This window comes from Pilosibacter rotomagensis, from assembly GCF_045062245.2.
Lineage (GTDB): Bacteria > Bacillota > Clostridia > Lachnospirales > Lachnospiraceae > Pilosibacter.
Map to the genome: position 1 here is coordinate 1521474 of NZ_CM170323.1, position 26403 is coordinate 1547876.

Annotated in this window: 17 protein-coding genes and 1 other RNA gene; 16 read left to right on the forward strand and 2 right to left on the reverse strand. The window is 49.9% G+C overall.

What is annotated here, in order from left to right; genetic code table 11:
* The first annotated feature begins 201 nt into the window (after positions 1-201).
* The 4 genes from ACI3EW_RS06785 to ACI3EW_RS06800 all read left to right on the forward strand — a co-directional run bounded on the left by ACI3EW_RS06785 (position 202) and on the right by ACI3EW_RS06800 (position 5276).
* A complete protein-coding gene (locus ACI3EW_RS06785; RefSeq protein ID WP_485663335.1) occupies positions 202-888 on the forward strand; it encodes an HAD family hydrolase in 687 nt (228 codons plus the stop codon).
* A gap of 353 nt (positions 889-1241) precedes the next feature.
* Positions 1242-1420, forward strand: a non-coding RNA gene (ssrS, locus tag ACI3EW_RS06790) — 6S RNA.
* A 196-nt stretch (positions 1421-1616) separates the two neighbouring features.
* Positions 1617-2906 (forward strand): AI-2E family transporter, encoded by a 1290-nt coding sequence (locus tag ACI3EW_RS06795; RefSeq protein ID WP_118531782.1) that lies wholly within the window; start codon positions 1617-1619, stop codon positions 2904-2906.
* An 87-nt stretch (positions 2907-2993) separates the two neighbouring features.
* Positions 2994-5276 carry a SpoIID/LytB domain-containing protein gene (locus tag ACI3EW_RS06800; protein ID WP_485663336.1) on the forward strand — a complete coding sequence of 761 codons (2283 nt, stop codon included), beginning with the start codon at positions 2994-2996 and terminating at the stop codon, positions 5274-5276.
* A gap of 141 nt (positions 5277-5417) precedes the next feature.
* Here the strand turns inward: ACI3EW_RS06800 and ACI3EW_RS06805 are convergent, their stop codons facing one another.
* A complete protein-coding gene (locus ACI3EW_RS06805) occupies positions 5418-6632 on the reverse strand; it encodes a 6-phosphofructokinase (protein WP_118296881.1) in 1215 nt (404 codons plus the stop codon).
* 516 nt (positions 6633-7148) lie between these two features.
* Between ACI3EW_RS06805 and ACI3EW_RS06810 the strand changes: the two genes are divergently transcribed.
* The 11 genes from ACI3EW_RS06810 (at position 7149) to ACI3EW_RS06860 (ending at position 23112) form a co-directional block, all read left to right on the forward strand.
* A complete protein-coding gene (locus tag ACI3EW_RS06810; protein ID WP_118531778.1) occupies positions 7149-9122 on the forward strand; it encodes an oleate hydratase in 1974 nt (657 codons plus the stop codon).
* 335 nt (positions 9123-9457) lie between these two features.
* Complete coding sequence (locus ACI3EW_RS06815) at positions 9458-11089, forward strand: RsiV family protein (RefSeq protein ID WP_215702833.1); 1632 nt, start codon at positions 9458-9460, stop codon at positions 11087-11089.
* Between the two features lie 116 nt (positions 11090-11205).
* Entirely contained in the window at positions 11206-11859 is a 654-nt protein-coding gene (gene fsa, locus ACI3EW_RS06820; protein ID WP_118320870.1) for a fructose-6-phosphate aldolase, read from the forward strand.
* Positions 11860-12119: 260 nt separating this feature from the next.
* Entirely contained in the window at positions 12120-13022 is a 903-nt protein-coding gene (locus tag ACI3EW_RS06825; RefSeq protein ID WP_118531774.1) for a YitT family protein, read from the forward strand.
* 175 nt (positions 13023-13197) lie between these two features.
* A complete protein-coding gene (locus tag ACI3EW_RS06830; RefSeq protein ID WP_405581923.1) occupies positions 13198-14628 on the forward strand; it encodes an acyl-CoA carboxylase subunit beta in 1431 nt (476 codons plus the stop codon).
* A gap of 17 nt (positions 14629-14645) precedes the next feature.
* Positions 14646-15437 (forward strand): OadG family transporter subunit, encoded by a 792-nt coding sequence (locus tag ACI3EW_RS06835; RefSeq protein ID WP_405581926.1) that lies wholly within the window; start codon positions 14646-14648, stop codon positions 15435-15437.
* Positions 15438-15458: 21 nt separating this feature from the next.
* A complete protein-coding gene (locus ACI3EW_RS06840) occupies positions 15459-15845 on the forward strand; it encodes a biotin/lipoyl-containing protein (protein WP_405581929.1) in 387 nt (128 codons plus the stop codon).
* A gap of 38 nt (positions 15846-15883) precedes the next feature.
* Positions 15884-17032: a sodium ion-translocating decarboxylase subunit beta gene (locus ACI3EW_RS06845; RefSeq protein ID WP_015554843.1), complete on the forward strand. Its 1149-nt coding sequence runs from the start codon at positions 15884-15886 to the stop codon at positions 17030-17032.
* Positions 17033-17099: 67 nt separating this feature from the next.
* On the forward strand, positions 17100-18512 hold the full coding sequence (locus tag ACI3EW_RS06850; RefSeq protein WP_118320878.1) for an oxaloacetate decarboxylase subunit alpha: 1413 nt from the start codon (positions 17100-17102) through the stop codon (positions 18510-18512).
* A 369-nt stretch (positions 18513-18881) separates the two neighbouring features.
* Positions 18882-21098: an N-acetylglucosaminidase gene (locus ACI3EW_RS06855; protein WP_182426806.1), complete on the forward strand. Its 2217-nt coding sequence runs from the start codon at positions 18882-18884 to the stop codon at positions 21096-21098.
* Between the two features lie 151 nt (positions 21099-21249).
* Entirely contained in the window at positions 21250-23112 is a 1863-nt protein-coding gene (locus tag ACI3EW_RS06860) for a cadherin-like beta sandwich domain-containing protein (RefSeq protein ID WP_405581934.1), read from the forward strand.
* 215 nt (positions 23113-23327) lie between these two features.
* Here ACI3EW_RS06860 and ACI3EW_RS06865 read toward each other — a convergent pair whose 3' ends face one another.
* Positions 23328-24350: a sugar kinase gene (locus ACI3EW_RS06865; RefSeq protein ID WP_118296870.1), complete on the reverse strand. Its 1023-nt coding sequence runs from the start codon at positions 24348-24350 to the stop codon at positions 23328-23330.
* A 360-nt stretch (positions 24351-24710) separates the two neighbouring features.
* Here ACI3EW_RS06865 and ACI3EW_RS06870 point away from each other — a divergent pair, with 360 nt between their 5' ends.
* On the forward strand, positions 24711-26399 hold the full coding sequence (locus ACI3EW_RS06870; protein WP_405581943.1) for a glutamine--tRNA ligase/YqeY domain fusion protein: 1689 nt from the start codon (positions 24711-24713) through the stop codon (positions 26397-26399).
* Positions 26400-26403: the final 4 nt, after the last annotated feature.

Sequence of the window (26403 nt, forward strand, 5' to 3'; positions counted from 1 at the left end):
CGGCATGCGACAGGCGGTGAAGATCGTTTTGGGGCATGCCGCTTTTTACAATTGACATTTATACTCCGCCATGGGATAATAAGACACTGGTATCGCAGAAATACCTGTGAAATTGAAATATGGAAAAACGGTTTCGCCGTGAGCAGGAGAAAATATATGCGGCGGAACGATGATATTGGAATACATGAAAGAGGAAACAGAATGAAGTTAAAAAAAGTTTTTTTCGACCTTGACGGGACACTGACGGATTCCATGCCGGGGATCACGAAAGGCGTTCAGTATGCATTGAAGCATTATGGGATCCAGGTGGATGACCTGAATGTTTTAAAACCGTTTGTCGGTCCACCGCTCTCCGACAGTTTTAAGGAGTATTACAATTTCTCCGAGAAGGACGCGGAGGATGCGATCTACGTGTTCCGGGAATATTACGATGTGGAAGGATGGAAGGACAACGCACCGTTTGCCGGAGTTGAGGAGATGTTAAAGTCCTTAAAGGACGCAGGACTCGAACTCTATGTGGCAACTTCCAAGCCGGAGGTGACCGCAAAGCGCGTGCTGGAATATTTTCATCTGACAAACTACTTTAAATTCATCGGCGGCGCGTCCCTGGATGAAAAGCGCGTGAACAAGGATGACGTGATCCGGTATGTGCTGGAAGAAAACGGGATCGGCGAGGAAGAAAAGAAATCCGTGATCATGGTGGGCGACCGGAAACATGACGTGGAAGGCGCGAAGAAGACGGGACTTTCCGTGGTAGGCGTGCTTTACGGATACGGCAGCAAGGAAGAGCTTCAGGATGCCGGGGCAGATTATCTCTGTGAAACTCCAAGTGAGGTTGCAGAGCTGTTAAGATCGCTGGCTTTTGCAGATGGAAATTCCCTGAACTGAAAATTCTGTATCATACAGCGGCTGCGATCCTGACGGTCCGGAATGCGAAGCAGCGGCAGGATCGTGTTTCAGTTTCAGAAACCGGACGTTTTTACGGGCAGAAAAGTGTACGGATCCGACAGTAAGAAAATTGGTTACTTTTCGCGGGTAGGAATTTTCTGAACTGAAAATTCCGTATGATACCGTTAAGGCCGCGGATTTTGCCGATCTGGAATGCGAAGCATCGGCAAAATCCTGTTACAGTGCGCGGGCATGGAGTGCCCGTGTACTGTAACAAAATTGTACGGTACCATGAAATGGAACTTGAAAAATGATCGATGATGCGCTATAATAGTTGTCAGTGAAAGGGAATGTGATTCCTGGGATGTTCGACACTCCTGTCTATTTTGAACCTACATTTTGACATACGGGATTCCTACATCCTTGAACGGATGCCAGGCCTCCATCGAGTGGAAGGCAGATGTTTAAGTGCGGATGCCCACCTAGCACTGCTAGGCGTCAATTATTCAGGAAACGGCATTTTGGGATTGCGAAAGATAAAAAAGCAGCGAGAGATCGCTGCTTCTTTTCGTTTAACAGGAAATTTGCCGATGCTCTGCATTCGTTCAGATTTTGCTAAGGCTCTTTTCTAAATATGAGAAGTATGGTATGATGATGCCATGGTCGACGGTACAAAATGGTTTCGATAGACGGAAAAAGAGAAGTAACTGCAAAGGAGAAACTTTTATATGAAAAATGAACGGTTCGAACGGTACATTTATACAGGTGTGACGGCGATCCTGGTATTGATCGCGGCGGTGTTCGTCGTGTTTCTGTTTCTGGAAAGGTCGGCGGTGTTTGCCTTTCTGGGAAAGGTTCGTTTTGTGCTTGCACCAGTGATCTATGGAGCGGTTCTGGCATTTTTAATGTCCCCGGTCTACAACTGGTGCTACCGGCTGACTGTGTATACAGGAAAGTCCGGGGAGCCAAAGGCAAGATTTAAAAATGAAAAACTGGGTGCTTTTTTCGGAAGAAGCGTGGGAACAGCTGTCAGCCTTGTATTTCTTTTGGCGGTGATCGTCAGTCTTTCCAGTATGATCATTCCGCAGCTGTATTCCAGTATCGTAGGGATCATCAATATGATGCCGGAATATTTCCAGAATGTGTATGACTGGCTGACGGATTTCTTCGTGAACAATCCTCCGGTGGAGCAGGCGATCTTAAATATTTATGAGCAGTCAGCCCAGTATTTCCAGAACTGGATGGAGACAGACCTGATGTCGAATCTCTCGAACTTCCAGAATTTCCAGAATATCGAGAAGATCCTCGGCGGTGTTTCCAGCGGTGTCATGAATCTGATCACCCTGACAAAAAATCTGCTGATCGGGCTGATCGTCATGATCTACCTGTTAAACATCAAGGAATCGCTCTCGGCTCAGGGAAAGAAATTTATCTATTCGATCCTGCCTTTGAAGGCGGCGAACATTGTAGTCGGAGAGTTCCGTTTTATCAAAAAAGCGTTTTCCGGCTTTATCATCGGAAAGCTGATCGATTCCCTGATCATCGGAATCCTCTGCTTTATCCTGATGAACCTGTTCAAACTCCCGTATGAGCTGCTGATCAGCGTGATCATCGGAGTGACGAACATTATCCCGTTTTTTGGACCTTTTATCGGGGCTGTACCGTGTGCGATCCTCGTATTCCTCATCAGTCCGAAACAGTGCCTTTACTTTATCGGTCTGATCCTGGTACTCCAGCAGTTTGACGGAAATATTTTAGGACCGAAGATCCTCGGAAACTCCACAGGCGTTTCCAGCTTCGGAGTCCTGTTCTCGATCCTGCTGTTTGGCGGACTGTTCGGATTTGTGGGAATGATCATTGCAGTTCCGCTGATGGCGGTCATCATCCACGTTTACAGACAGATCCAGGATCATTTTCTTGCGAAAAAGAATCTGAGTCAGGAAGAAAACGACTATGTAAAACTGGACCGCATTGACGAGAAGAGCGGTGAGTATATCAGGCGCACGGACAAACAGTAAGTCCGGATGTTTTCACGCGGGAAGAACCCGTGTACAGTGACCGGGCCGGGTTTGCCCGGGAAAGGAATTATGAACGAGAGTAGGAAAATGATAAACTGGATGGCAGGGGTCACGACATTTGTCGTGGCACTGCTCATCGTGATCGTACTTCTGGACACGGAACAGGATGGAGTTTCTCTGGCGGCAGCGTCCAGAACGGTCGCTCTGACGCTGGAGTCGGAGAGCGGGATCCTGGAAAATGCGCCGGAGACATCGAACTTTGACGAAAAACTTTCTGATCAGTGGTATGTAAAATATATGGATTACCTGTATGGGCAGGGATATCTTGACAGCGGGGTGATCCAGGCGGATGAGAGGAGCGCGACATCCGCAGTTACATACGCAGTCCTTTCGGACTGGGCGAAAAAGGCATCAGAGGAGGGAAACGGGGAAACCGATGCACTCCTTTCCTATGTGGATGCCGGGGACCGCGCAAAAAAAGCAGTTTCCAGCGAAAATTTCTGGAAATTTTATGATGCGTTCCGTGCAGCCGCAGATCCGGAAGGGGCGGTTGCCGAGGTCGAGACGGATCTTTACGGGACTCCGGACAATGTGGACGGAGCTCCGGCATGGACGGCATACACAAGGGACGGGACCTTCCAGTTTGAGGGACTTTATCTGGATAACTATATTGACCGGAAGATCCGGTTCCTGGCGAGAGACGATGAGATCTTAAAGGTGGAGACGATGGTCTCTGACGAGATCGTCTACGAGAACGCCTGGATCTCTGGATTTTCCGGGCGGACTGTGACCGTCTTTATCGGAAATATCCAGAGGGAATTTCCGGTAAAGGGAGTATTAAAGGATGAGAGTGAGATCTCTGGCCAGATCGGGGATCTGTATTTAAAGGGCGGTCAGCCAAAGCGGCTGGTGCTGAAAAAAGAAAAGATCACCGGAACCGTTCTTGCGGTCCGAGATACGGAGATCGAGATCGATGGCTACGGCAGTGTGCCGCTGGCGGATCAGTTTAAGATCTACCGCACATACGGGGTCCTGAGGGAGCAGCAGAAAAAGGACATTCTTGTCGGTTACCACATGCAGGAGTTTGTGGTCGCAGACGGGGAGATCTGTGCGGCACTCACGACGGAGAAACCGGATATCGACGCGATCCGTGTCCTGATCATGACAAATGGTTTTAAGTCTCTGTTCCACGACTCGATCACGCTTTCCTGTGATTCGATGGCGGTCCTGGAATACGGGGATGAGAAGGATGCGAAGACAGAATCCATCGCGGCAGGAGAGACGGTGACGATCAAGCCGGGCGACTCCAGACTGGCAAGCGGACGTCTTACCTTCAAATCTGCCAACGATGGCGGGATGATTACGGTGCACAGCTTAGAGCGTGCCCAGGGAACTCCGGTCTATCCGGGACATATGGAGATCACGGAGGAGCGCGACGGACTGCTGCTCTTAAACGAGGTGGATCTCGAGGAATACTTAAAACGGGTAACGCCGAGCGAGATGCCGCCGACTTATGAGCTGGAGGCACTGAAGGCCCAGGCGATCTGCGCGAGAACTTACGCATGGCGCCAGATCCAGGGCAACGCCTATTCCACTTACGGCGCCCATGTGGATGACAGCACGAATTTCCAGGTATACAACAATACATTGACGTATGATTCCACGGATGCTGCTGTGAATGAGACGTTCGGGCAGCTTCTGGAATACAACGGGGACCCGATCGAGGCGTTCTATTACTCCACATCCGACGGACATGGGACCGACGGAAGTGTGTGGGGAGCGGATGCGTCCAACACGCCGTATCTCAGAGCAGTGACGATCAACGACAAGGCGAAAAAGCTGGATCTGACTTCGAATGAAGCGTTTGAGAACTTTATCAAAGATGAGAATACAGATGCTTACGATTCCGATTTCCCGATGTTCCGCTGGAACACAAAGACGACCAGCACGATCCTGGATGAGAAGATCGGCGGTGTCGGCCGGATCACAGGACTTACGATCACGTCGAGAGGGGCCGGCGGATACGCAAAGACCCTGAAGGTCGTGGGAACGGAAGGTTCCAAGACATTCTCCGGACAGAGCAAGATCCGCAGCGTTCTTGGAAATTCATCGCTTGTATACAACAGAAAAGACGGATCAACATCCACGGGATGGGATACACTTCCGAGCGGCTTTATTTACATCGAGAATAACGGCACCGATGAAAACCAGGTGACGACGTTTACGATCTATGGAGGCGGCTTCGGGCATGGCGTCGGCATGAGCCAGAATGGCGCCCAGGGCATGGCAAAGCAGGGAAAGACCTGTCAGGAGATCCTGAAGTTCTTCTATGATGGCTGCGGGCTGATGGATATCAGTGAAGTGAATTGATCGAATTGAATATTGAAAAAAGGTCCGTGAAAAGTAACGAATGATCACTTTCATGGACCTTTTTTGTCTGACAGGAAATTCAGATGGAACTTCCTGCTAAACAAACTTTTTTTATTAACAAAGAAGAATGGTGCTGTAAAACTATTTCCGGTACAGATATTTCGGCACGCCGTTTTCCATCACGCGCTTTGGCTCGCCCTGGATCAGCGGGAGAGCGTAAGCGAGGAAATCATCGGTGATATCGTTTCCTGCTGCGGAGATCCATTCCTTTGGGAATTTTTTCTCCTGGTTGCAGATCAGGCTCACATCCTCCGCTGCACAGTGCATTGTGTACGGAACATCGGAGTCACGCTTGAAGGCGATCATCTTTTTTGTCTCTCCGGCGAGGACAGCCTTCACACCGGCAGCACCGGCCATGGCAGCTTCCTCGATATCAGTCTCGGATACCATCATTCCGCTGCAGCGCTGGTTGACATTCAGCTCGATCGAGCGGACTTTGACACCGAATTTATCGCGCACAAAGCTCTCTAAGACTTCGCCGCATCCGGTGAGCATCTTGTGACCGAAGGAGTCGAGTTTTGCAGCGTCGGAGTACTCACAGATGAATGTGCCGCCCTCATCGGCGATTCCCTCAGAGACGCATACGACGAGGTTCGGAGACTTTTTGAACGCTTCCTCCAGGTCTTTATAGAACTGCTCTAAGGAGAACGGAGCCTCCGGAAGGTAGATCAGATATGGATTGTCGCCTTCGTATTTTCTTGCCAGTCTGGAAGCCGCGGTGAGCCAGCCTGCGTGGCGTCCCATGATCTCGACGATCGTGACGGATTTCTGCTGGTAGACAGAGGCGTCGAGGACGATCTCGCGGACCGTGGAAGCGACATATTTTGCAGCACTTCCGAATCCCGGTGTATGGTCGGTGAGGACCAGATCGTTGTCGATCGTCTTCGGAATTCCGATGAATTTCACGTCACTGCCGATCTTCTCCGCGTAGCGGGAGAGTTTGTCGACGGTATCCATGGAGTCGTTTCCGCCGACATAGAGGAAGTAACCGATGTTCATCTCACGGAAATTGTCAAAGATCGCCGGATAGACTTCACTCTCGAGGTCTGCCGGAAGCTTATAGCGGCAGGAGCCGAGGTATGCGGCCGGAGTCAGCTTTAAGAGCTCCAGTTCTTCATCGGAAAGATCTGTGGAAAGATCCATCACATGGTCTGCGAGGAAACCTTCGATCCCGTTGATCATTCCAAGTACATGTCCGTCCGTACCGGATTCCTTAAATGCTTTGACTGCTCCGTAAAGACTTGCATTGATGACGGCGGTCGGTCCGCCGGACTGTCCGATTACAAGGTTTTTCATAAGATTCTCCAATCTGAGTAAATTTGCAGCGATCCGTCTGAGAAATGACCGGTCTCGCAGCAGATGAACTTCCACCCGGATCTTTTGGGATGGAAGTTCAGGATTCGTTTCTGTATTTATTATAGAAAAAGGTGAATGGAAAATCAATCATCTTTTGAGCAGGTTCGATAAAGTGCGTATGATACAACTGCAGTCGCAGATTTTGCTGCGGAGAAATTTTTTTAGAGGTGTATAAAACAGGAAAAACAGGCAATCCTATGATCAGTACCAAAGAAAAAGATTAATACTTATCCTCCCCTTTTTAATACCTTGCTCGTTTGCCTGGTGCAGCGGGCGGGGTATTTTTTGAAAAAATAAGGAGGAATACAACGGAAAAAGTTTTATATTCAAAATAGTTGAATGGAAAAGCTTGACAAAGCATATACAAAGGATTACTATCAGAATTAATAATATGGTTATAAAAACTACATCATATAGGATATAAAACAAAATCAATGGGAAAGGAATGCAAAAACGATGAGCAAAAAAGGATGGAAAGCCGGCGCAGTCCTGGCAGCGGGAGCAGGGATCACAGCGGTACTTGCGGCGAAGAAACGGGGAAACAGAAATGCAGAAAAGACAGACAGGTCTTTTGCGGGAAGCAGGTCTGACTACCGCAACACGGAACTCGGAAAGCATGATAAGAACAGCAAGGGGATCTACTACACAAACGGAAACTATGAGGCATTCGCCCGCCCGGAAAAACCGGCGGGGATCGAGGAGAAGTCGGCGTACCTTGTGGGAAGCGGCCTTGCGTCCCTGGCGGCGGCCTGCTTCCTTGTCCGTGATGCGCAGATGCCGGGAAAGAACATCCACATTTTAGAGGCGATGGACATTGCCGGCGGTGCCTGCGACGGGATCGACGATCCGACGAGAGGATATGTCATGCGCGGCGGCCGTGAGATGGAAGACCATTTCGAGTGCCTCTGGGATCTGTTCCACAGTATCCCGTCCCTGGAGATCCCGGGTGCGTCCGTTCTCGACGAATATTACTGGTTAAATAAACATGATCCGAACTATTCCCTCTGCCGGGCGACGGAACACCGCGGGGAAGATGCCCACACGGACGGGAAATTCCGGCTGAGCCAGAAAGGCAGCATGGAGATCATGAAGCTCTTCTTCACAAAGGATGAGGATCTCTACGACAAGACGATCGAAGACGTGTTTGACGATGAGGTGTTCCGTTCCGATTTCTGGCTTTACTGGCGGACCATGTTTGCCTTTGAAAACTGGCACAGCGCCCTGGAGATGAAGCGGTACTTCCAGAGATTCATCCATCATATCGGAGGACTCCCGGACTTCTCCGCACTGAAATTCACCCGATACAACCAGTATGAATCCCTGATCCTGCCGATGCAGAAATATCTGGAGGCAGCAGGCGTGGAATTCCGGTTCGGCACGGAAGTCACAAACGTCCGCTTTGAGATCAAAGACGGAAAGAAGACGGCCCGTGCCATCGAGTGCCGCACAAAGAACGGGGAGATGGAGATCCCGCTGACGGAGAAAGACCTGGTATTCATCACAAACGGAAGCTGCACGGAAGGAACGATCTACGGGGATCAGGACCATGCACCGTTAGGAGATGCGGAAGTCCGCAGCAGCGGCTGCTGGAGCCTCTGGAAAAAGATCGCGGCCCAGGATCCGGATTTTGGACATCCGGAAAAATTCTGCTCCGATATCGAGAAGACAAACTGGGAGTCCGCGACTGTCACAACCTCGAATGAGGAGATCATCGACCAGATCAAAAAGATCTGCAGACGTGATCCGAGAACAGGAAAGGTCGTCACCGGAGGCATCGTGAGCTGCCGGGATTCCAGCTGGCTCTTAAGCTGGACGATCAACCGTCAGGGACAGTTTAAAAACCAGAAAAAGGATGAGGTTTGCGTCTGGGTATACAGCCTGTTTACCGATGTTCCGGGAGATCATGTGAAGAAACCGATGAAAGAGTGCACCGGTAAGGAGATCACAGCTGAGTGGCTGTACCATCTCGGGATCCCGGTGGAGGACATCGACCGGCTTGCCGGGGAAGCATGCAACTGCACACCGACGATGATGCCGTATATCACAGCATTCTTCATGCCGAGAAGAGCCGGCGACCGCCCGGATGTGATCCCGGACGGATCTGTGAACGCGGCCTTCCTTGGACAGTTCGCAGAGACACCGAGAGATACGATCTTCACGACCGAATATTCTGTCCGCACGGCCATGGAAGCTGTTTACGGACTTTGTGGCGTGGACCGCGGTGTGCCGGAGGTCTGGGGCAGCGTTTACGATGTGAGAGAACTTCTGGACAGCACCGTGAAGCTGATGGACGGAAAGTCTCCGCTCGAGATGAAACTTCCGATGCCGTTTGAGATGATGAAGAAACCACTTCTTAAGAAAATCGACAGGACGATCGTAGGAAAGCTTCTGAGAGATCATGATGTTCTGAAGGACTGGATGTTAAAATAAGAAAAACACGGGCAGCGCACGGACTGGAGAAGTCCGTGCGCTGCTGTACGCAGTAGGAATTTTCTGAACTGAAAATTCCGTACAATACAGTTGTGGCAGCAGATTTTGCCGATTCGGAATGCGAAGCATCGGCAAAATCCTGTTACAGTACGCAGGCATGGAGTGCCCGTGTACTGTGCGCTGTTTTTAAGAATTCGTAAGGGAAAATGAATGGATTCCGGGGAAGATCTGCGGTAGGATATAGAAAACGGAACGATCCGGAAAACGCGGATCCCGATCTGCGTCGGCGTTCCGGCGGATAACGACGAATAAAACAGGATTTGGAGAAGAAAAGTATGAGAAAGTATGGATTATATCTTTTGATCGCGGTTGGTCTTCTTGTGGGCTGCCAGAAAAAATATACGGCGATGGATACGACGACTGCACAGACTTCTGCGGAAGAGACAAAGACAACAGAAAGTGCAAAAGTGACGGTACCGGAAGAATCAAAAACATCCGGTGAGACAGATGCAAAGGAGCCGGAAAGCACAGGAAAGCTGGATCCGATCCCGATCGCGGTGACAGGCGAGTACGATGGGGAGTGGGACGACAGCCAGACTCCGATCATCACGTCCCGGTGTGACAGGGTCTTTGTCCAGGGAGACGGATATGAGGCGTTAAAGAGTGCACTCTCGGCAAAAAATGATGAGATGGCGGCTGCGCACAAAAAGGAATACGAGGAGTATAAAGTGGAAGCGATAGACATGCGGAAAGAGTTTACAGACGCAAAGTTCACGTATGCCTGCAATTATGAATTCCAGCCGATCCGTTTTGACGGGGCGGTTGCCAGCATGTCCTGGCTGAAGTATTATGATATGGGCGGTGCGCATCCGACCGCCTACAACGATTATTACAATTTTGATACACAGACCGGAAAACAGCTGGAGCTTTCTGATATGGTGAAAAATATGGACGGATTCCGGAGCTATGTAAAGGAAGAACTTGCGGGACGCGCGGCGGACGGAGAGCTGTTCGATGGCTATGAAGATACGGTGGACACGCTGTTTGATGGAACGAACGCAGATTCCAGCCTGGAGTGGGCCATCACGGAAAATGGGGTGAGCGTTTACTTCGCTCCATACGAGATCGGACCGTATGCGGCGGGCGAGATCGAGATCGCTGTCCCGTTTAAGGACCATGAGTTGATGTTTGAGGAAGCCTACATGGGTGCTTCCACGGATGGATGGGCAAAAAAAGTGGATCCGTGGGATACCGTGACTTATCGTTCAGGGGATGTGGACGCAAGCGTCTGCTATACATATGAAGAGCCGGAGACGGAAGATGACCTTACAAGAAAACTCACGATCGAGCGGGAACAGAACGGGAAAAAGGATACGTTTACCGAAGATGTTTACGGAAAGATCGGGGATACCTGGCTTGTCATGACGGATGACGGACGTTCCTATCTCTACATGGAGCTTTCCAGTGAAAATGACTGGAAGACCATGGAGGTGTATGATCTGAACGGTGAGAAGGTGGCGAAAGCCGGCAGTTCCACAGACAGCGTAAACGGCGCGCCGATCCAGACTCCGGATGCTTTTTATCTCACAAGACGGATCGATGCGCTCGGAACATACAGTGCGTACCGGAAATTCCATGTGGGAGCGGACGGTATGCCGGAGGCGGACGGAAATGTGTATACAAAGATCCGCACTGCCGATTCCCATGAAGACGAAATGCCGCTCGTATCGACGAGAGCGCTGCCGGTAACACTTTTCGGAGCTGACGGAAGCGAGACGGAGGCAACTATGCCGGTCGGGACTAAATTCTATGTGAGAGCGACGGATGAAGAGACGTTTGTGGACATGGAATTGGAAGACGGAAGAAAATGCCGGATCGCGGTCAGACAGTCCGGCGATGGCTGGGGATTCCTGATCGATGGTGTCTCCGAGGAGGAGTGCTTCGAGTTTGTTCCATATGCGGGATGATGATTTGCTTGACAAACCATATCCTCATGCTAAAATGGACTTATACAGAGCTGGCGCCCGCATGCGCGGAGACGGCAGCAGAACATGATTATGAGAAATAACAGGAGGGGGAACCAATGAAATTTTTCATTGACACAGCCAATGTGGAGGAGATCCGCAAAGCAAACGATATGGGAGTGATCTGCGGAGTTACGACAAATCCGTCCCTGATCGCAAAAGAGGGAAAAGATTATGTTGAGACCCTGAAAGAGATCGCGTCGATCGTAGACGGACCGATCAGCGGCGAGGTAAAGGCAACGACAACGGACGCGGAAGGAATGATCGCAGAGGGACGTGAGATCGCGAAGATCCATCCGAATATGGTCGTAAAGATCCCGATGACCGTTGAGGGATTAAAAGCAACAAAGGTCCTTGCATCGGAAGGAATCAAAGTAAATGTTACCCTGATCTTTTCTGCAAACCAGGCACTTCTCGCAGCGAGAGCAGGTGCAGCTTATGTATCTCCGTTCGTAGGCCGTCTTGATGATATCTCCCAGCCGGGTATCGACCTCATCGAAACTGTTGCCGAGATCTTCGCACTTCATGATATCGAGACAGAGATCATCGCAGCAAGTGTCCGCCACACGATGCATGTGACAGAGTGTGCACTCGCAGGTGCTGATATCGCAACGGTTCCGTACAAAGTGATCGAGCAGATGACACATCATCCGCTGACAGATCAGGGAATCGAGAAATTCCGCAAAGACTATGAAGCAGTTTTCGGCAAATAAGAAAAATTCATGAGGACGCCTTCGGGCGTCCTTTTTTTGCGCGCTTTTTTGTGATAAAGAGGTAGAGGGAAGAACAGTAAAGACACAGAAAAGCAGATTTTGAATGATAAGAGAGAGCAGGACATTGGGAGATGTGTACTGTGTTAACCGGTAAAAGCTTTACCGGATCATAAAACAGATCAGAATAGTTTATAAAAACAAAAAAGAACAAAGAATACATATAATATAGACAATCTAAAAAGAAAGGTGATAAAGAAAACATGGAAACACCAGAAACAAAGAAAAATAAGGCGGCATCCGCCGTCATCCAGACCGCGATCATCCTGTTCTGCCTCACGGTCTATGCCGCAGGAGTCGTTCTCTTCATCCTTCCGTCGGGCATGATCGCGGCGGGGGCCACGGGCCTGGGACTTTTTGCGGAACACTACTTCGGGATCCCGCTCTCCGGCTTTGTGGCGATCTTTAATATCGCCATGTTCGGACTCGGATGGCTGGAACTCGGAAAGAAATTTGCGGCGACAACACTGATCGCGACTTTTTATTATCCATTTATCCTGAACAGGTTAAGCGCGCTGGCGGGAAACTTCGTTTTCACAAAAGATCCCATGCTCTGCGCGATCTTTGCAGGAGTGATGATCGGATTTTCGTTGGGGATCGTGATCCGCTCCGGAGCATCCACCGGCGGTATGGACATTCCGCCGCTCGTGCTCCAGAAGCGGCTTAAGATCCCGGTTTCCGTGTCCATGTACGCGTTCGACGTGGCGATCTTACTGTCCCAGCTTCTTTTCCGTGATCGGGAAAAGATCCTTTACGGGATCATCATGGTCATGATCTACACGGTGATCCTCGACAAGATGCTCATGATGGGCAAAAAGCAGGTGCAGGCGAAGATCATCAGTGAAAAATATGAGGCGATCAATCTTGCAGTACAGCAGCAGCTTGACCGCGGGACGACCCTGTTCAAGGTCGAGGGCGGTCATCTGAGAAAGCCGTCCATGGCTGTTGTTACCGTTGTTTCCGGACGGGAGCTCCAGAAATTGAACCGGATCGTCATGGATATCGATCAGGAAGCATTCATGGTGGTCCATCAGGTCGGAGAAGTCCGTGGGCGGGGCTTTACGGAGATGAAACGTCATCTGGAAGCAGGAGGTTTAAAAAATTAACTGCATCACGAGACAGGCATTAGAAAAAAAGTTTCTTAAATTTTTCTGACGAAAAGGGATAAAAATGTTGCTAAAGCGGGGAAAAACTCCTTGAATTTTGCATCAAATCCGTTTATTATTACACTAGGCAGAAATTTGATTTTCGTCAATTTAAGGAATAATGGAGGAAAGCAAAATGACAAAAACGTCGGCAATCAACAGAATTCATGATTTGCTTGATGACAACAGCTTTGTTGAAGTTGGTGCTTATATTACTGCCAGAAGCACTGATTACAACATGCAGTCTCAGGAAACCCCTGCAGATGGTGTTGTTACCGGTTATGGCACGATCAATGGCGCTCTCGTCTATGTGTACAGCCAGGACGCGTCTGTTATGGGCGGATCCATCGGCGAAATGCACGCAAAGAAGATCGAGAAGCTCTATCATATGGCTATGAAAATGGGTGCTCCCATTATCGGGCTTGTTGACTGTGCAGGATTCAGACTTCAGGAAAACATGGATGCTCTGGACGGCTTCGGCAAACTTTATGTCTGCCAGGCAATGGCATCCGGTGTGATCCCGCAGATCCAGGCTGTGTTCGGAAACTGCGGCGGCGGAATGGCTGTGGCATCTGAAATGGCTGATTTTACATTTATGGAACAGGAAGCAAAAATGTTTGTGAATGCTCCGTTTGTAATCGCTGAGAACGATGCTGATAATTCCAGCGCTGAGTATCAGGCAAAAGAGACAGGAAACGTATGCGCGACTGGCTCCGAGAAAGAAATTTTCACAGAGATCAGAAACCTTGTTTCCATCCTCCCGGCAAACAATGAGGATGACATGTCTTACAGCGAATGTGAAGATGACTTAAACAGAATCTGCACAGACATCGAAAATTGCGCAGGCGATACATCTATCGCTCTGTCCATGATCTCCGACGATAGCTTCTACATGGAAATGAAGAAGGACTATGCACCGGAGATGGTAACGGCATTTATCCGTTTAAACGGAGCTACCGTTGGCTGTGTTGCAAACCGCAGCGAAGTTTATACAGACGGCGAGAAGACTGCTACTTATGACGCAGCCCTTACCGCAGCAGGATGTGAGAAAGCAGCAGCATTTGTAAACTTCTGCAACGCTTTCGAGATCCCGGTACTTACACTCGTCAATGTAGACGGCTACAAGAACTGCAAATGCAACGAGAAGAAGATCGCGAAGGCGGCAGCACGCCTGACCTACGCATTCGCAAACGCAGATGTTCCGAAGGTAACTGTCGTTGTCGGCAAGGCAAACGGAACAGCAGGTCTTACCATGAACAGCAAGTCCATCGGTTCTGACATTGTATACGCATGGAAGAACGCGAAGATCGGCGTCATGGAAGCAGCACCGGCTGTGAAGATCATGTATGCTGACGAGATCGCAAAGGCTGACAATGCGGCAGCCCTGATCAATGAAAAAGCAGCACAGTATAATGAGATGCAGGCAAGCGCACTTGCGGCAGCAAAGAGAGGATATGTAGACGATATCATCGAGGCTTCCGAGACAAGACAGCGTGTAGCTGCTGCATTTGAGATGCTGTTCACAAAAAGAGAGGATCGTCCGTCCAAAAAGCACGGAACGATCTAATATGAGGTGGCTGAAATATGAAACAGAGAATTAGAAGAATCTGGCTTGCACTCTGCATGGCAGTTTGCCTCTTCACGCTTGCAGGATGCTCTGCAGCCGCTGACACCGCTGAAACAATCGATCCACAGATCGAAATGGCGATGCAGTCCGGCTCCCAGCAGTACCTGGATCTGTTCAACCAGATGGATGATGCTTCCATCGAACAGGCCCTTGCAACAAGCGTAAAGAACAAAGATACTGTTATGGAGAATGCGTTAAAATCCTGGGATTCCATTAAGGATGACCTTGGCGCGTTCGTTTCCAGCGAGACAGCAGTCGTTACAAAAGGTGATGACGGCTATATCGCAAGAATGAACACCGTTTACGAGAAGAGAGCGATGGAATTCACTCTGATCGCGGACGAAGATCTCAGCAAAGTTGAGACAATTTCCTTCTCCCCGGTTTACACAACAGGCGAGAAGATGGCGAAAGCCGGAATGAATACCTTAATGGGTATGGGCGTTGTATTCGTAGTCCTGATCTTCATCAGCTGGCTGATCAGCATGTTCAAATACATCAGCGTATTTGAGGCAAAGATGAAAGCAAAGAAGAATGCGGCAGCGCCAGCACCGGCAGCACCAGCAGCTCCGGCCCCTGCAGCAGCACCGGCTCCGACAGCAGCTCCGGCTGAGGAGGAGAACCTTACCGATGATACAGAACTCGTTTCCGTAATCACAGCAGCAATCGCAGCTTACGAGGGAAAAGAGACTGTTGACAACGGACTTGTAGTCCGCTCCATCAAACGTGTTTCTAACAGAAACTGGAATTAATATTATCAGGAGGAAATCACAATGAAAAATTATACAATCACAGTAAACGGTAATGTATATGAAGTAACAGTAGAAGAGGGCTTCACAGGCGCAGCTTCCGCACCGAAGGCAGCAGCACCGGCTCCGAAGGCAGCACCGGCAGCAGCACCGAAGGCAGCTCCGGCACCGGCAGCAGCTCCGGCTGGCGCAGCAGGCGCAGTAGCAGTTACAGCTCCGATGCCGGGTAAGATCCTTGGTGTTAAGGCATCTGCAGGTCAGGCTGTTAAGAGAGGTCAGGTTCTCCTGATCCTTGAAGCTATGAAGATGGAGAACGAGATCGTTGCTCCGCAGGACGGCACTGTTGCAACAATCAACGTTGCTGTTGGTGATTCCGTAGAGCCGGGTGCTACACTCGCTACATTAAACTAATTTTCTGCTGACTGCAGATTCCACATGGAGGGATTAACATGGAATACATTCAAAATACACTTTTGAATCTTCTTCAGCAGACAGCATTCCTGAACTTAAGCGTAGGAAACCTGATCATGATCTTAGTTGCGTGTATCTTCCTTTACCTTGCAATCGGTAAAGGGTTCGAGCCGCTTCTTCTTGTGCCGATTTCCTTTGGTATGCTGCTCGTAAATATCTATCCGGATATTATGCTGAGCATTGAAGATTCTTCCAACGGTGTTGGAGGACTTCTTCACTACTTTTATTTACTGGACGAGTGGAGTATTCTCCCGTCCCTGATCTTCATGGGTGTCGGCGCTATGACAGACTTCGGTCCGCTCATCGCTAACCCGAAGAGCTTCCTTTTAGGCGCTGCCGCTCAGTTCGGTATCTACGCCGCTTACTTTATGGCTATTTTCATGGGCTTCAACGACAAGGCAGCAGCTGCGATCTCCATCATCGGTGGTGCAGACGGCCCGACTTCCATCTTCCTTGCTGGTAAGCTTGGACAGACAGAGTTCATGGGACCGATCGCTGTAGCAGCTTACTCCTACATGGCGCTCGTTCCGATCATCCAGCCGCCGATCATGAAACTCTTAACAACAGAAGAAGAGAGAAAGATCAAGATGGAACAGCTTCGTCCGGTATCCAAACTTGAGAAGATCCTCTTCCCGGTTATCGTTACGATCGTTGTTTGTATGATCCTTCCGACAACTGCACCGCTCGTTGGTATGCTTATGGTTGGTAACCTCTTCCGTGAGTCTGGCGTTGTTAAACAGTTACAGGAGACAGCTTCCAACGCTCTTATGTACATCGTTGTAATCGTTCTCGGTCTTTCCGTTGGCGCTACAACAAGTGCTGAGAGATTCTTAAAAGTTACAACCATCAAGATCGTTATCCTTGGACTTATCGCGTTCGCGTTCGGTACAGCAGCCGGCGTTATCTTCGGTAAGCTCATGTGCAAGGTAACTGGTGGTAAGGTTAATCCGTTAATCGGTTCTGCCGGAGTATCCGCAGTTCCGATGGCAGCCCGTGTATCCCAGAAGGTTGGTTCTGAGGCAGATCCGACAAACTTCCTTCTGATGCATGCAATGGGTCCGAACGTAGCAGGTGTTATCGGTACAGCAGTTGCTGCCGGTACCTTCATGGCTATCTTCGGAGTTTAATTGAAACCGAAACTTTTGATATAGGGGAGGTCTGCTCAGGCAGATCTCCCGGTAGGAGGATAATAAAATGGCAGAAGTTCAGAAAAAGCCGGTTAAGATCGTTGAGACCGTTCTTCGTGATGCGCATCAGTCTCTCCTTGCAACAAGAATGACGACTGAGCAGATGCTTCCGATCGTTGACAAAATGGATAAAGTTGGCTACCACGCAGTAGAATGCTGGGGCGGCGCTACTTTTGATGCCTGCCTGCGTTTCCTGAAAGAAGATCCGTGGGAGAGACTCAGAAAGCTGAGAGCCGGTTTTAAGAACACAAAGCTCCAGATGCTGTTTCGTGGTCAGAACATCCTTGGATACAATCATTACGCGGACGATGTGGTTGAGTACTTCGTACAGAAATCCATCGCAAACGGAATTGATATTATCCGTATTTTCGACTGCCTGAATGATATCAGAAACCTTGAGACTGCCGTTAAGGCGACAAAGAAGGAAGGCGGACATGCCCAGATCGCCCTTTGCTACACATTAGGCGATGCGTATACACTTGATTACTGGAAGAATATCGCTTCCGAGATCGAGAGCATGGGCGCTGACTCCCTCTGCATCAAGGATATGGCTGGTCTTTTAACTCCGTATGCGGCTTCCGAGCTCGTTACGGCATTAAAGCAGGGCACTAAACTGCCGATCGACCTGCACACGCACTATACCTCCGGTGTTGCTTCCATGACATACTTAAAGGCTGTGGAAGCAGGCTGTGATATCATTGACTGTGCAATGTCTCCGCTGGCTCTCGGTACATCCCAGCCAGCAACAGAAGTTATGGTCGAGACATTCCGCGGAACCAAGTATGATACTGGTTACGACCAGAATCTGCTTGCAGAGATCACCGATTACTTCACTCCGATCCGTGAGGAAGCTTTAAAGAGCGGACTCCTGAATCCGAAGGTTCTCGGTGTCAACATAAAGACTCTCCAGTACCAGGTACCGGGCGGAATGCTTTCCAACCTTGTTTCCCAGTTAAAGGAAGCAGGACAGGAAGACAAGTACCGCGCAGTGCTTGAGGAAATCCCGAGAGTAAGAAAAGATTTCGGCGAACCGCCGCTTGTAACTCCGTCCTCCCAGATCGTTGGTACACAGGCTGTTATGAACGTTCTTTCCGGCGAGAGATACAAAATGGTTCCGAAGGAATCCAAGAAGATCATGATGGGCGAATTTGGTAAGACGGTGAAACCGTTCAACAAAGAAGTCCAGAAGAAGATCATCGGTGACGCGACTCCGATCACCTGTCGTCCAGCAGATCTGATCCCGCCGCAGTTACCGAAATTCGAGAAGGAGTGCGCACAGTGGAAGCAGCAGGATGAGGATGTTTTATCCTACGCTCTGTTCCCGGCTGTAGCGAAAGACTTCTTCGAGTACCGCGAAGCACAGCAGACGAAGGTTGACCAGAAGACTGCTGACAAAGCGAATAAAGCTTATCCGGTATAATTTTGCAGTAAATCTGAATATCAATTGACGAAAAAAGTGAGTCCGGCATTTCCGAGAGGAGGTGCCGGATTTTTTTAACAGGAAATTCCGATGGAACTTCCTGTTAAAAAAAGGCACTGCGTGCCTAAGATGCACACTCGCGCGAAGATGAAGATTGTCGCAAGCGACCGCGCGAGGCGCACGAATGTGCCGAGGCACATTCTATTTAACCAAACTTTTACAAAACCCTTAAGAAAATGCGGCAATATTTGGAATTTGTGTGAAGTTTTCCCTGCGCGGTTGACAGAAAAGTGCCTTTGTCATTATAATGGGTATGATGTCGGTTTTATGCAAAAAATCACGAAACCGGCAGTGGGAGAGAAGAAAAACATGACAAAAAAACAAAAAAGAATTCTGGCGCTGATGCTGGGAGCGGTCCTTTTGGGGGACTGCGCGGCTCGGACCGGAACGATGATATCCGGACTGTCTCTGGCGTATGCGGCGACAGGTTCGGCGACGGTAAATGCGACTACCCTGAATGTGAGAAGCACACCGGGGACGACGGGATCCGTCGTAAAAAAGCTGGCCTACGGGGCGGCCGTCACGGTGGTCTCCGAGACAGCCGGATCGGATGGAAAAACCTGGTATAAGATCCAGTTTTCTTCCGGATCCGGGACGCAGGAAGGCTACGTCCGGTCAGATTATATTAAATTCCCGGTATCCTACAGCTATGACTCCACGTTTGAGAATTATCTGAACAGTCAGGGATTCCCGGAAAGCTATAAGGTGTCTCTGCGGACACTTCACACGGAGCATCCGACCTGGGTCTTTCAGGCTCAGAAGACGGGGCTGAACTGGAGCGACGTGATGGCGGCGGAGGGAGCTGTCGGAACGAATCTGGTATCAAAATCCAGCATTTCTTCCTGGAAATCCACAGAGTACGGTGCCTATGACTGGAATACCGGAATCTGGACAGGCTTTGACGGATCGTCCTGGGTGGCGGCATCAAAAGATATTGTCGCCTACTATATGGATCCGAGAAACTTTTTGAATGATACTTACGTGTTCCAGTTCCTGCATCATGCTTACGACAGCAATGCGCAGACGAGAGAGGGACTTACAAGCCTGATCACCGGAACATTCCTGGAAAAAACACCGGAGTCGACAACCGCGGCGACCCAGAGCGTGCAGGAGACCACCGGTTCCGGAAACTCTCCGGTCGTCAATAACAGCGGAAGCACAGGGACTTCCGGCTCGCTCCAGCAGGGAGAGAGCTATGGACCGGGAATGAGCACGGGCACATCCGGAGGAACTTCTTCGGGAAGCAGCTCCGGCAGTACCGGCAGTCAGGGCGTGAGTCTTGAGGGCCCTGGTTCCACAGTGAGCTCCACGATCAGCCAGAGAAAAGTGATCACGACGGCACTCCCGGAGGTCGAGTACGGCCCGGGAATGGATGCATCCTCGATCACCGATGACAATACCGGTGCGTCAAACACATCTCCGGTACCGACCGGGCAGACTTATGTGGATATCATCATGAAGGCGGCTGCGCAGACCGGTGTCAATCCTTACGTTCTCGGAGCGATGATCCTTCAGGAGCAGGGAACCGGAAAGTCGGGAAGTATTTCAGGAAAGACCGCAGGCTATGAAGGATATTATAACTTCTTTAATGTCGGCGCTTTTGCGTCGGGATCCATGTCTGCAATTACAAGAGGACTCTGGTATGCATCCCAGTCGGGAAGTTACGGCAGACCATGGAATTCCATTGAGAAGTCCATCATTGGCGGAGCGACCTACTACAGCGAGAATTTCCTGAAAAACGGACAGGATACCTTCTATTTAAAAAAGTTTAATGTGCAGGGTAGCAATCTGTACAAGCACCAGTATATGACCAACGTGGAGGGCGCGGCCGGAGAGGGCGCGAAGCTCGCAAGAGCATATACGGATGCGATGAAGAAACAGGCACTTGTCTTTAAGATCCCGGTGTTCAATAACATGCCGGAAACAGCGTGCGCGAAACCGACCGTGAATGGAAGCCCGAACAATAAACTGTCCGGAATCACGATCGACGGATATTCCCTGACACCGACTTTCAGCAAGGATACGGAGAAATATGACCTTGTTGTTGATTCTTCCGTTTCCTCCGTCAATATCCGCGCGACGGCGATCGACTCCAAGGCAACTGTCAGCGGAGCCGGTACGATCAGTCTCGGCAGCGGAACGACAATCGTTAAGATCGTAGTGAAGGCAGAAAACGGTGATACGAGAACATACCAGGTTTCCATTGCAAAAGGAAACGGAAACGGCAGTACAACTGTTGTCTCCCCGTCAACGGGCAGCTCGGCGGGAAGTCAGTCCGGATCAACGGTGGGACCTGGCGGTTCGACAGGTACATCGAGCTCCGGAAGTAGTTCCGGAACTTCCGGTCCGGGAAGCAGCACTTCCGGGACACAGAGTTCCTATCCGGAAGGTGCTTCCGGCTCCGGAAAGCTCGTGACGACATCTTCGGGCACGACCGGTACCTCCGGAAGTACGAATCCGGGAAGTACAGGTTCGTACCCGGAAGGCGCCTCCGGCAGCGGAAAACTTGTGACAGCGTCAAGATAGAACAAAACGTATTACAGGTCTGTTTCTGGAAAGACTATGCCTGGATCAAGATGATATAGGAGCTTATTCTGACAGGGACCGTGATTTACCCGTTGCCTTTGCGGGCAGGAGATCAGGTATTTGTCTGAATGAGCTGGAATAGGAGAAGAATATGAAACAATGTATGAAAAAACTGGCGGCAGGACTGCTGGCGTTCGCTCTGATGGTCATGCTGCTGCCGGCAGGATCCATGGTCTCTTTTGCGGCCTCCGGGAAACTCTCATTTTCCGACCCGACCGCTTCGGTGGGAGATCAGGTATCTGTCACGATGAAGATCACTTCGGACGGAGCTCTCGGTTCCTCGGACGTGATGCTCCAGTATGATGCGGATGCCCTTGAATTTGTCAGCGGAACAAATGCAAACGGCGGCGCCGGTTCGGTCCGCGTGACCGGTTCTGCGGAAGCCGCAGACCAGAAGGTATTCAGTTTTACACTGAAATTTAATGCCTTAAAGGCGGGAACTTCCTCCATCACGGTGACATCCCAGGAGGTTTATGATGCAGATTCCAAGGCTGTAACACTTGACCATGTCGGAAGTGCTTCCGTGAAGATCAATGCGGCGGCGTCTTCCTCCAAAGATGCGTCCCTGTCATCCCTTGAAATCTCACCTGGTACGCTGAAACCGGCGTTCTCCGCCGATGTTACGGAGTACACGGCTGCGGTTTCCAGCGATGTGACTTCCGTAACGGTCAGTGCACCTGCAAAAGATGGAGCTGCAAAGGTTGCTATCAGCGGAAATGATGATCTCCAGGACGGGGAGAACACGATCACCTGTACCGTTACGGCGGAAGACGGGGAGACAACAAAGACGTACACGATCGTTGTGACAAAGTCTGACGAGGCGGCATCTTCCGATGAGGAGACAACTGCGGATTCCACTGAGACAAGCGGCGGTGTTGTCGGCGAGGAAGGCAACTGGACGGTTGCGGATACCTTTGATGATTCGGAACTCCCGTCCGGCTTTACTGCGACGGAGATCGAGTATGAGGGAAGAACCGTAAAGGCAGCGACAGATGATTCCGGAATGACCCTGCTTTACATGACCGATGATACCGGCAAGGGAGATTTCTTTGTATACAACAGTGAGACCGGAACATTATCCGCATATGTGGTCGTCAAGATGGCGGAGAAGACGGTTGTCGTTCTTCCTCCTGAGTGCATCCCTGAGGGAACAGCTCTTCCGGACGGATTTGCCGAGTGCACCATCGATATCGGAGATCATACGGTTCACGGCTGGATCTGGAAGGACAGCGGAGATTCTGCTCCGGAATACTGTGTAGTCTACGGCCGGAACGAAAATGGCGATGAAGGCTTCTACCGCTATGATCAGAAAGAGATGACGCTCCAGCGTTATTTCCAGGATCCGGATGCGGCAGATGCGCGCAGCAAGTACTTAAAGGTTGCGGAGGATTACAACAGTCTGTTAAAGGACTATGAGATTCGCGGATTCTTTGTGATCGGACTCTTTGCACTCTGCATTATCTTAGTGATCATTGTGGTCGTTCTTCTGCTTAGAAAGCCGAAGGCACCGAAGAACCCGGACCGCGACAGATACGATGACGAATATGATGACTACGAAGACGGACGGAAAAACAGAAAGTCCGGGAAGCAGACAACGAAAAAGTCCGGAATGACAGCGAAAGCACCGGAGAGAAGACCGGCCGCAAGACCGGCTGCCTGCACAGAAACACTTCCGTATGAGGAAAATGAAGAAGCGCCGCGCAGAAGACAGCCGGCTGCACAGACACGCCGTCCGGCGGTACAAACCCGTGAAACGGTAAGAACGGAAAGACCTTCCGCAGAAACCGGAACAGCAGCACCGGAGAGACCGGCAAGACCTGTCAGAAAGAATGTCGCAGATGTGGAAAAAGATCTGTCGAGAAATCTTGCGAAGGAAGCGGAAGCCGCGAAAGCAGCTCCTGATAAGAAGACAGAGAATGATGATGGCTTCGAGTTCATCGATCTGGATCTGTAAGGAAATGTAAAAAACAACGAGCCAAAGTCCGCGCTTGCGCGAGACCTTGGCGACTGTCGCGATAACAAGGGGAAACTCGCGAAGCGTGTTTTCACTTGCCTGATTGGCTTAAACGTTGTGTACATGGAGAATGATAGAATAAAAAAGGTCTGAGCAGCATTAAAGACTCAGACCTTTTTGTGCAAAAAGTTTTATGTGATAAAATCAGCTGTTTCTTACCGGTTCATCTCACTTACCGGACCTGTGGAATGATGTTCGCGGATGATCCGGTCGATCTCTTTGAAATCGGAGGACGGAAGATCGCCGGGTACCGTGTTTTTGACGCTCGATGTGGCATTTCCGAACTGCATGGCCTTTTCAGGGTCGCCGTATTTTAAGAGTCCAAAGAGGACACCGGCCACATAGGCGTCACCGGAACCGATCCGGTCGATGACATCGATGTCGTTGTAAGGCGCCTCTGTGTAAAATTTATCAGAGCGTGCGTCGTAGACGATCGAAGTGAAGTTGTGTTTTCTCGGGCTGATGACCGTGCGCTGGGTGGTGGCAACGATCTTTACGCCATAATCAGTGGCATAGCTCTTCATGATCTCCTTCAGGTCACCGGTCTTTTTGAACATCCGGCGGCTTGTCTCCTCGGAGACAAAGAGCACATCGACGAGCGGAAGGATCTCCTCGATCGTCTTTCTGGCATCTTCCTCACTCCAGAGGTTCGCGCGGTAGTTGACATCGAAGGAGATCGTTGCTCCAGCGGCCTTGAATCGGCGGATCAGCTCCACAGCAACATTCTGCATGTTCTGACAGAGCGCTAACGAAATTCCGCTCGTGTGGAACATTCTCGCGGAGTGGTAGATGTCATCCGGGATCTCGCTCATTTTGATCCTCGTAACGGAAGCCTGATGGCGGTCATAGACGATCGTAGGCTTTCTCGGGGCAGCACCCATCTCGTAATAGTAGAGTCCTAGTCTTGCGTCCGGTGTGTCGTCATAGACGAGATAGTCATCGGATACGCCGACAAAACGGATCCTGTTTTTAATGAAGGTTCCGAGCTCATTCTGCGGAAGTTTGGAAACGATACCGGTACGAAGTCCTAAAAGGGCAACGCCGGAAGCAACATTGAGTTCCGCTCCGCCGGCACGCTTTTCGAAGATATCGCCATCGACGATGCGGGCATGACGCGGCGGGGAAAGGCGCAGCATGATCTCACCAAATGTTATCAGATCGAAAGAATTCTTGTCCATATCATTTCCTCCGGATTTTATATATTGTGAAAAATTTAGCAGGTTATAAGGACAGTATAATCCCTGAATACAGATTCGTCAAAGGATTTTCTACATTTTCAGTCAATAATTTTCACCCTTTTTCATTGGCAGAAATTTCGGTTCAGAAGATTCCTGCCGGTAAAAAGGAAAGATAACATAGTCAAGGATGTAAATCCTGTAAAATTTCCCCTTTAATTCTTTGATAAAGTGTGCTAATATTTAGTATTATATCTATAACAGTTCGATATCTGATCCTGCCGGAAAAGGAAATACGGCGGAAATTGAAAATAGAAGGATGTACGGGCATGTTATTGAAAAAACGAAATGGAGGAAATTGATATGGCTGAGAATATGACACCGGCTGAGGAAACAAAAGAAGTAGTTTCCAAAAACTTTATCGAGCAGGAAATTGATAAAGATCTTGCGGAAGGAGTATATGACCATGTCCAGACCCGGTTCCCACCGGAGCCGAACGGCTACCTTCATATCGGACATGCAAAATCGATCATCTTAAACTCCGGTCTCGCAAAAGAGTATGGCGGAAAGTTTAATCTTCGTTTCGATGATACAAACCCGACGAAGGAAAAAACGGAGTTTGTACAGTCGATCACAGAGGATGTAAAGTGGCTTGGCGCTGACTTTGAGGACAGATTGTTCTTTGCTTCCAACTACTTCGACACAATGTATGAGTGTGCAGTAAAGCTGATCAAAAAGGGAAAAGCGTTTGTCTGCGATCTTTCTGCTGACCAGATCAAGGAGTACCGCGGTGACTTCACAACACCGGGTAAAAACAGCCCGTACCGTGACCGTTCGATCGAGGAGAACCTCCAGTTATTCGAAAACATGAAGAACGGTATGTACAAGGACGGTGAGAAGGTTCTCCGTGCGAAGATCGATATGGCATCCCCGAACATCAACATGCGTGATCCGGTCCTCTATCGTGTTGCCCATATGACACACCACAACACGGGAGACAAGTGGTGCATCTACCCGATGTACGACTTCGCTCATCCGATCGAGGACGCAGTCGAGCACATCACACACTCCATCTGTACTCTGGAATTTGAGGATCACAGACCTCTCTACGACTGGGTCGTAAGAGAATGTGAATTTGAGAATCCGCCTCGTCAGATCGAGTTCGCAAAGATGTACCTGACAAACGTTGTAACCGGAAAACGTTACATTAAAAAACTCGTTGAGGACGGGATCGTGGACGGCTGGGATGACCCGCGTCTTGTTACGATCGCTGCTCTCAGAAGAAGAGGATATACACCGGAATCTTTAAGAATGTTCGTGGATCTCGTCGGTGTTTCCAAGGCAAACAGCTCCGTCGACTATGCGATGCTGGAGTACTGCATCCGTGAGGACCTGAAGTTAAAACGCCCGAGAATGATGGCTGTTCTTGATCCGGTCAAACTTGTGATCGATAACTATCCGGAAGGACAGACCGAGATGTTAAGTATCCCGAACAACCTTGAAAATCCGGAGATGGGCGAGCGTGAGGTTCCGTTCTCAAGAGAACTCTACATCGAGCGCGAGGACTTCATGGAGAATCCGCCGAAGAAGTATTTCCGCCTCTTCCCGGGCAATGAAGTGCGTCTCATGGGAGCTTACTTCGTGACATGTACCGGTGTTGAGAAGGATGAAAACGGAAATGTGATAGTGATCCACTGCACATACGATCCGGAGACAAAGAGCGGTTCCGGATTTACCGGAAGAAAGGTAAAAGGAACGATCCACTGGGTATCTGTTCCGACAGCCGGAAAAGTCGAGTGCCGTCTCTATGAGAATATCGTGGATGAGGAAAAAGGAAAGCTGAACGCAGACGGAACCCTGAACTTAAATCCGAACTCCAAGACCGTCACGACCGCATATGTAGAGCCGAAGCTCATGGAGGCAAAGGCTTACGACAGCTTCCAGTTTATGAGAAACGGTTATTACTGTGTAGACTGCAAGGACAGCGAGGAAGGAAAGCCGGTATACAACCGTATCGTTTCCTTAAAGAGCTCCTTCAAGCTTCCGAAATAAAGAT

Coding starts and splice junctions, on each gene's coding strand:
- ACI3EW_RS06785 (WP_485663335.1), top strand. CDS start 202: ATGAAGTTAAAAAAAGTTTTTTTCGACCTTGACGGGACACTGACGGAT.
- ACI3EW_RS06795 (WP_118531782.1), top strand. CDS start 1,617: ATGAAAAATGAACGGTTCGAACGGTACATTTATACAGGTGTGACGGCG.
- ACI3EW_RS06800 (WP_485663336.1), top strand. CDS start 2,994: ATGATAAACTGGATGGCAGGGGTCACGACATTTGTCGTGGCACTGCTC.
- ACI3EW_RS06805 (WP_118296881.1), bottom strand. CDS start 6,632: ATGAAAAACCTTGTAATCGGACAGTCCGGCGGACCGACCGCCGTCATC.
- ACI3EW_RS06810 (WP_118531778.1), top strand. CDS start 7,149: ATGAGCAAAAAAGGATGGAAAGCCGGCGCAGTCCTGGCAGCGGGAGCA.
- ACI3EW_RS06815 (WP_215702833.1), top strand. CDS start 9,458: ATGAGAAAGTATGGATTATATCTTTTGATCGCGGTTGGTCTTCTTGTG.
- fsa (WP_118320870.1), top strand. CDS start 11,206: ATGAAATTTTTCATTGACACAGCCAATGTGGAGGAGATCCGCAAAGCA.
- ACI3EW_RS06825 (WP_118531774.1), top strand. CDS start 12,120: ATGGAAACACCAGAAACAAAGAAAAATAAGGCGGCATCCGCCGTCATC.
- ACI3EW_RS06830 (WP_405581923.1), top strand. CDS start 13,198: ATGACAAAAACGTCGGCAATCAACAGAATTCATGATTTGCTTGATGAC.
- ACI3EW_RS06835 (WP_405581926.1), top strand. CDS start 14,646: ATGAAACAGAGAATTAGAAGAATCTGGCTTGCACTCTGCATGGCAGTT.
- ACI3EW_RS06840 (WP_405581929.1), top strand. CDS start 15,459: ATGAAAAATTATACAATCACAGTAAACGGTAATGTATATGAAGTAACA.
- ACI3EW_RS06845 (WP_015554843.1), top strand. CDS start 15,884: ATGGAATACATTCAAAATACACTTTTGAATCTTCTTCAGCAGACAGCA.
- ACI3EW_RS06850 (WP_118320878.1), top strand. CDS start 17,100: ATGGCAGAAGTTCAGAAAAAGCCGGTTAAGATCGTTGAGACCGTTCTT.
- ACI3EW_RS06855 (WP_182426806.1), top strand. CDS start 18,882: ATGACAAAAAAACAAAAAAGAATTCTGGCGCTGATGCTGGGAGCGGTC.
- ACI3EW_RS06860 (WP_405581934.1), top strand. CDS start 21,250: ATGAAACAATGTATGAAAAAACTGGCGGCAGGACTGCTGGCGTTCGCT.
- ACI3EW_RS06865 (WP_118296870.1), bottom strand. CDS start 24,350: ATGGACAAGAATTCTTTCGATCTGATAACATTTGGTGAGATCATGCTG.
- ACI3EW_RS06870 (WP_405581943.1), top strand. CDS start 24,711: ATGGCTGAGAATATGACACCGGCTGAGGAAACAAAAGAAGTAGTTTCC.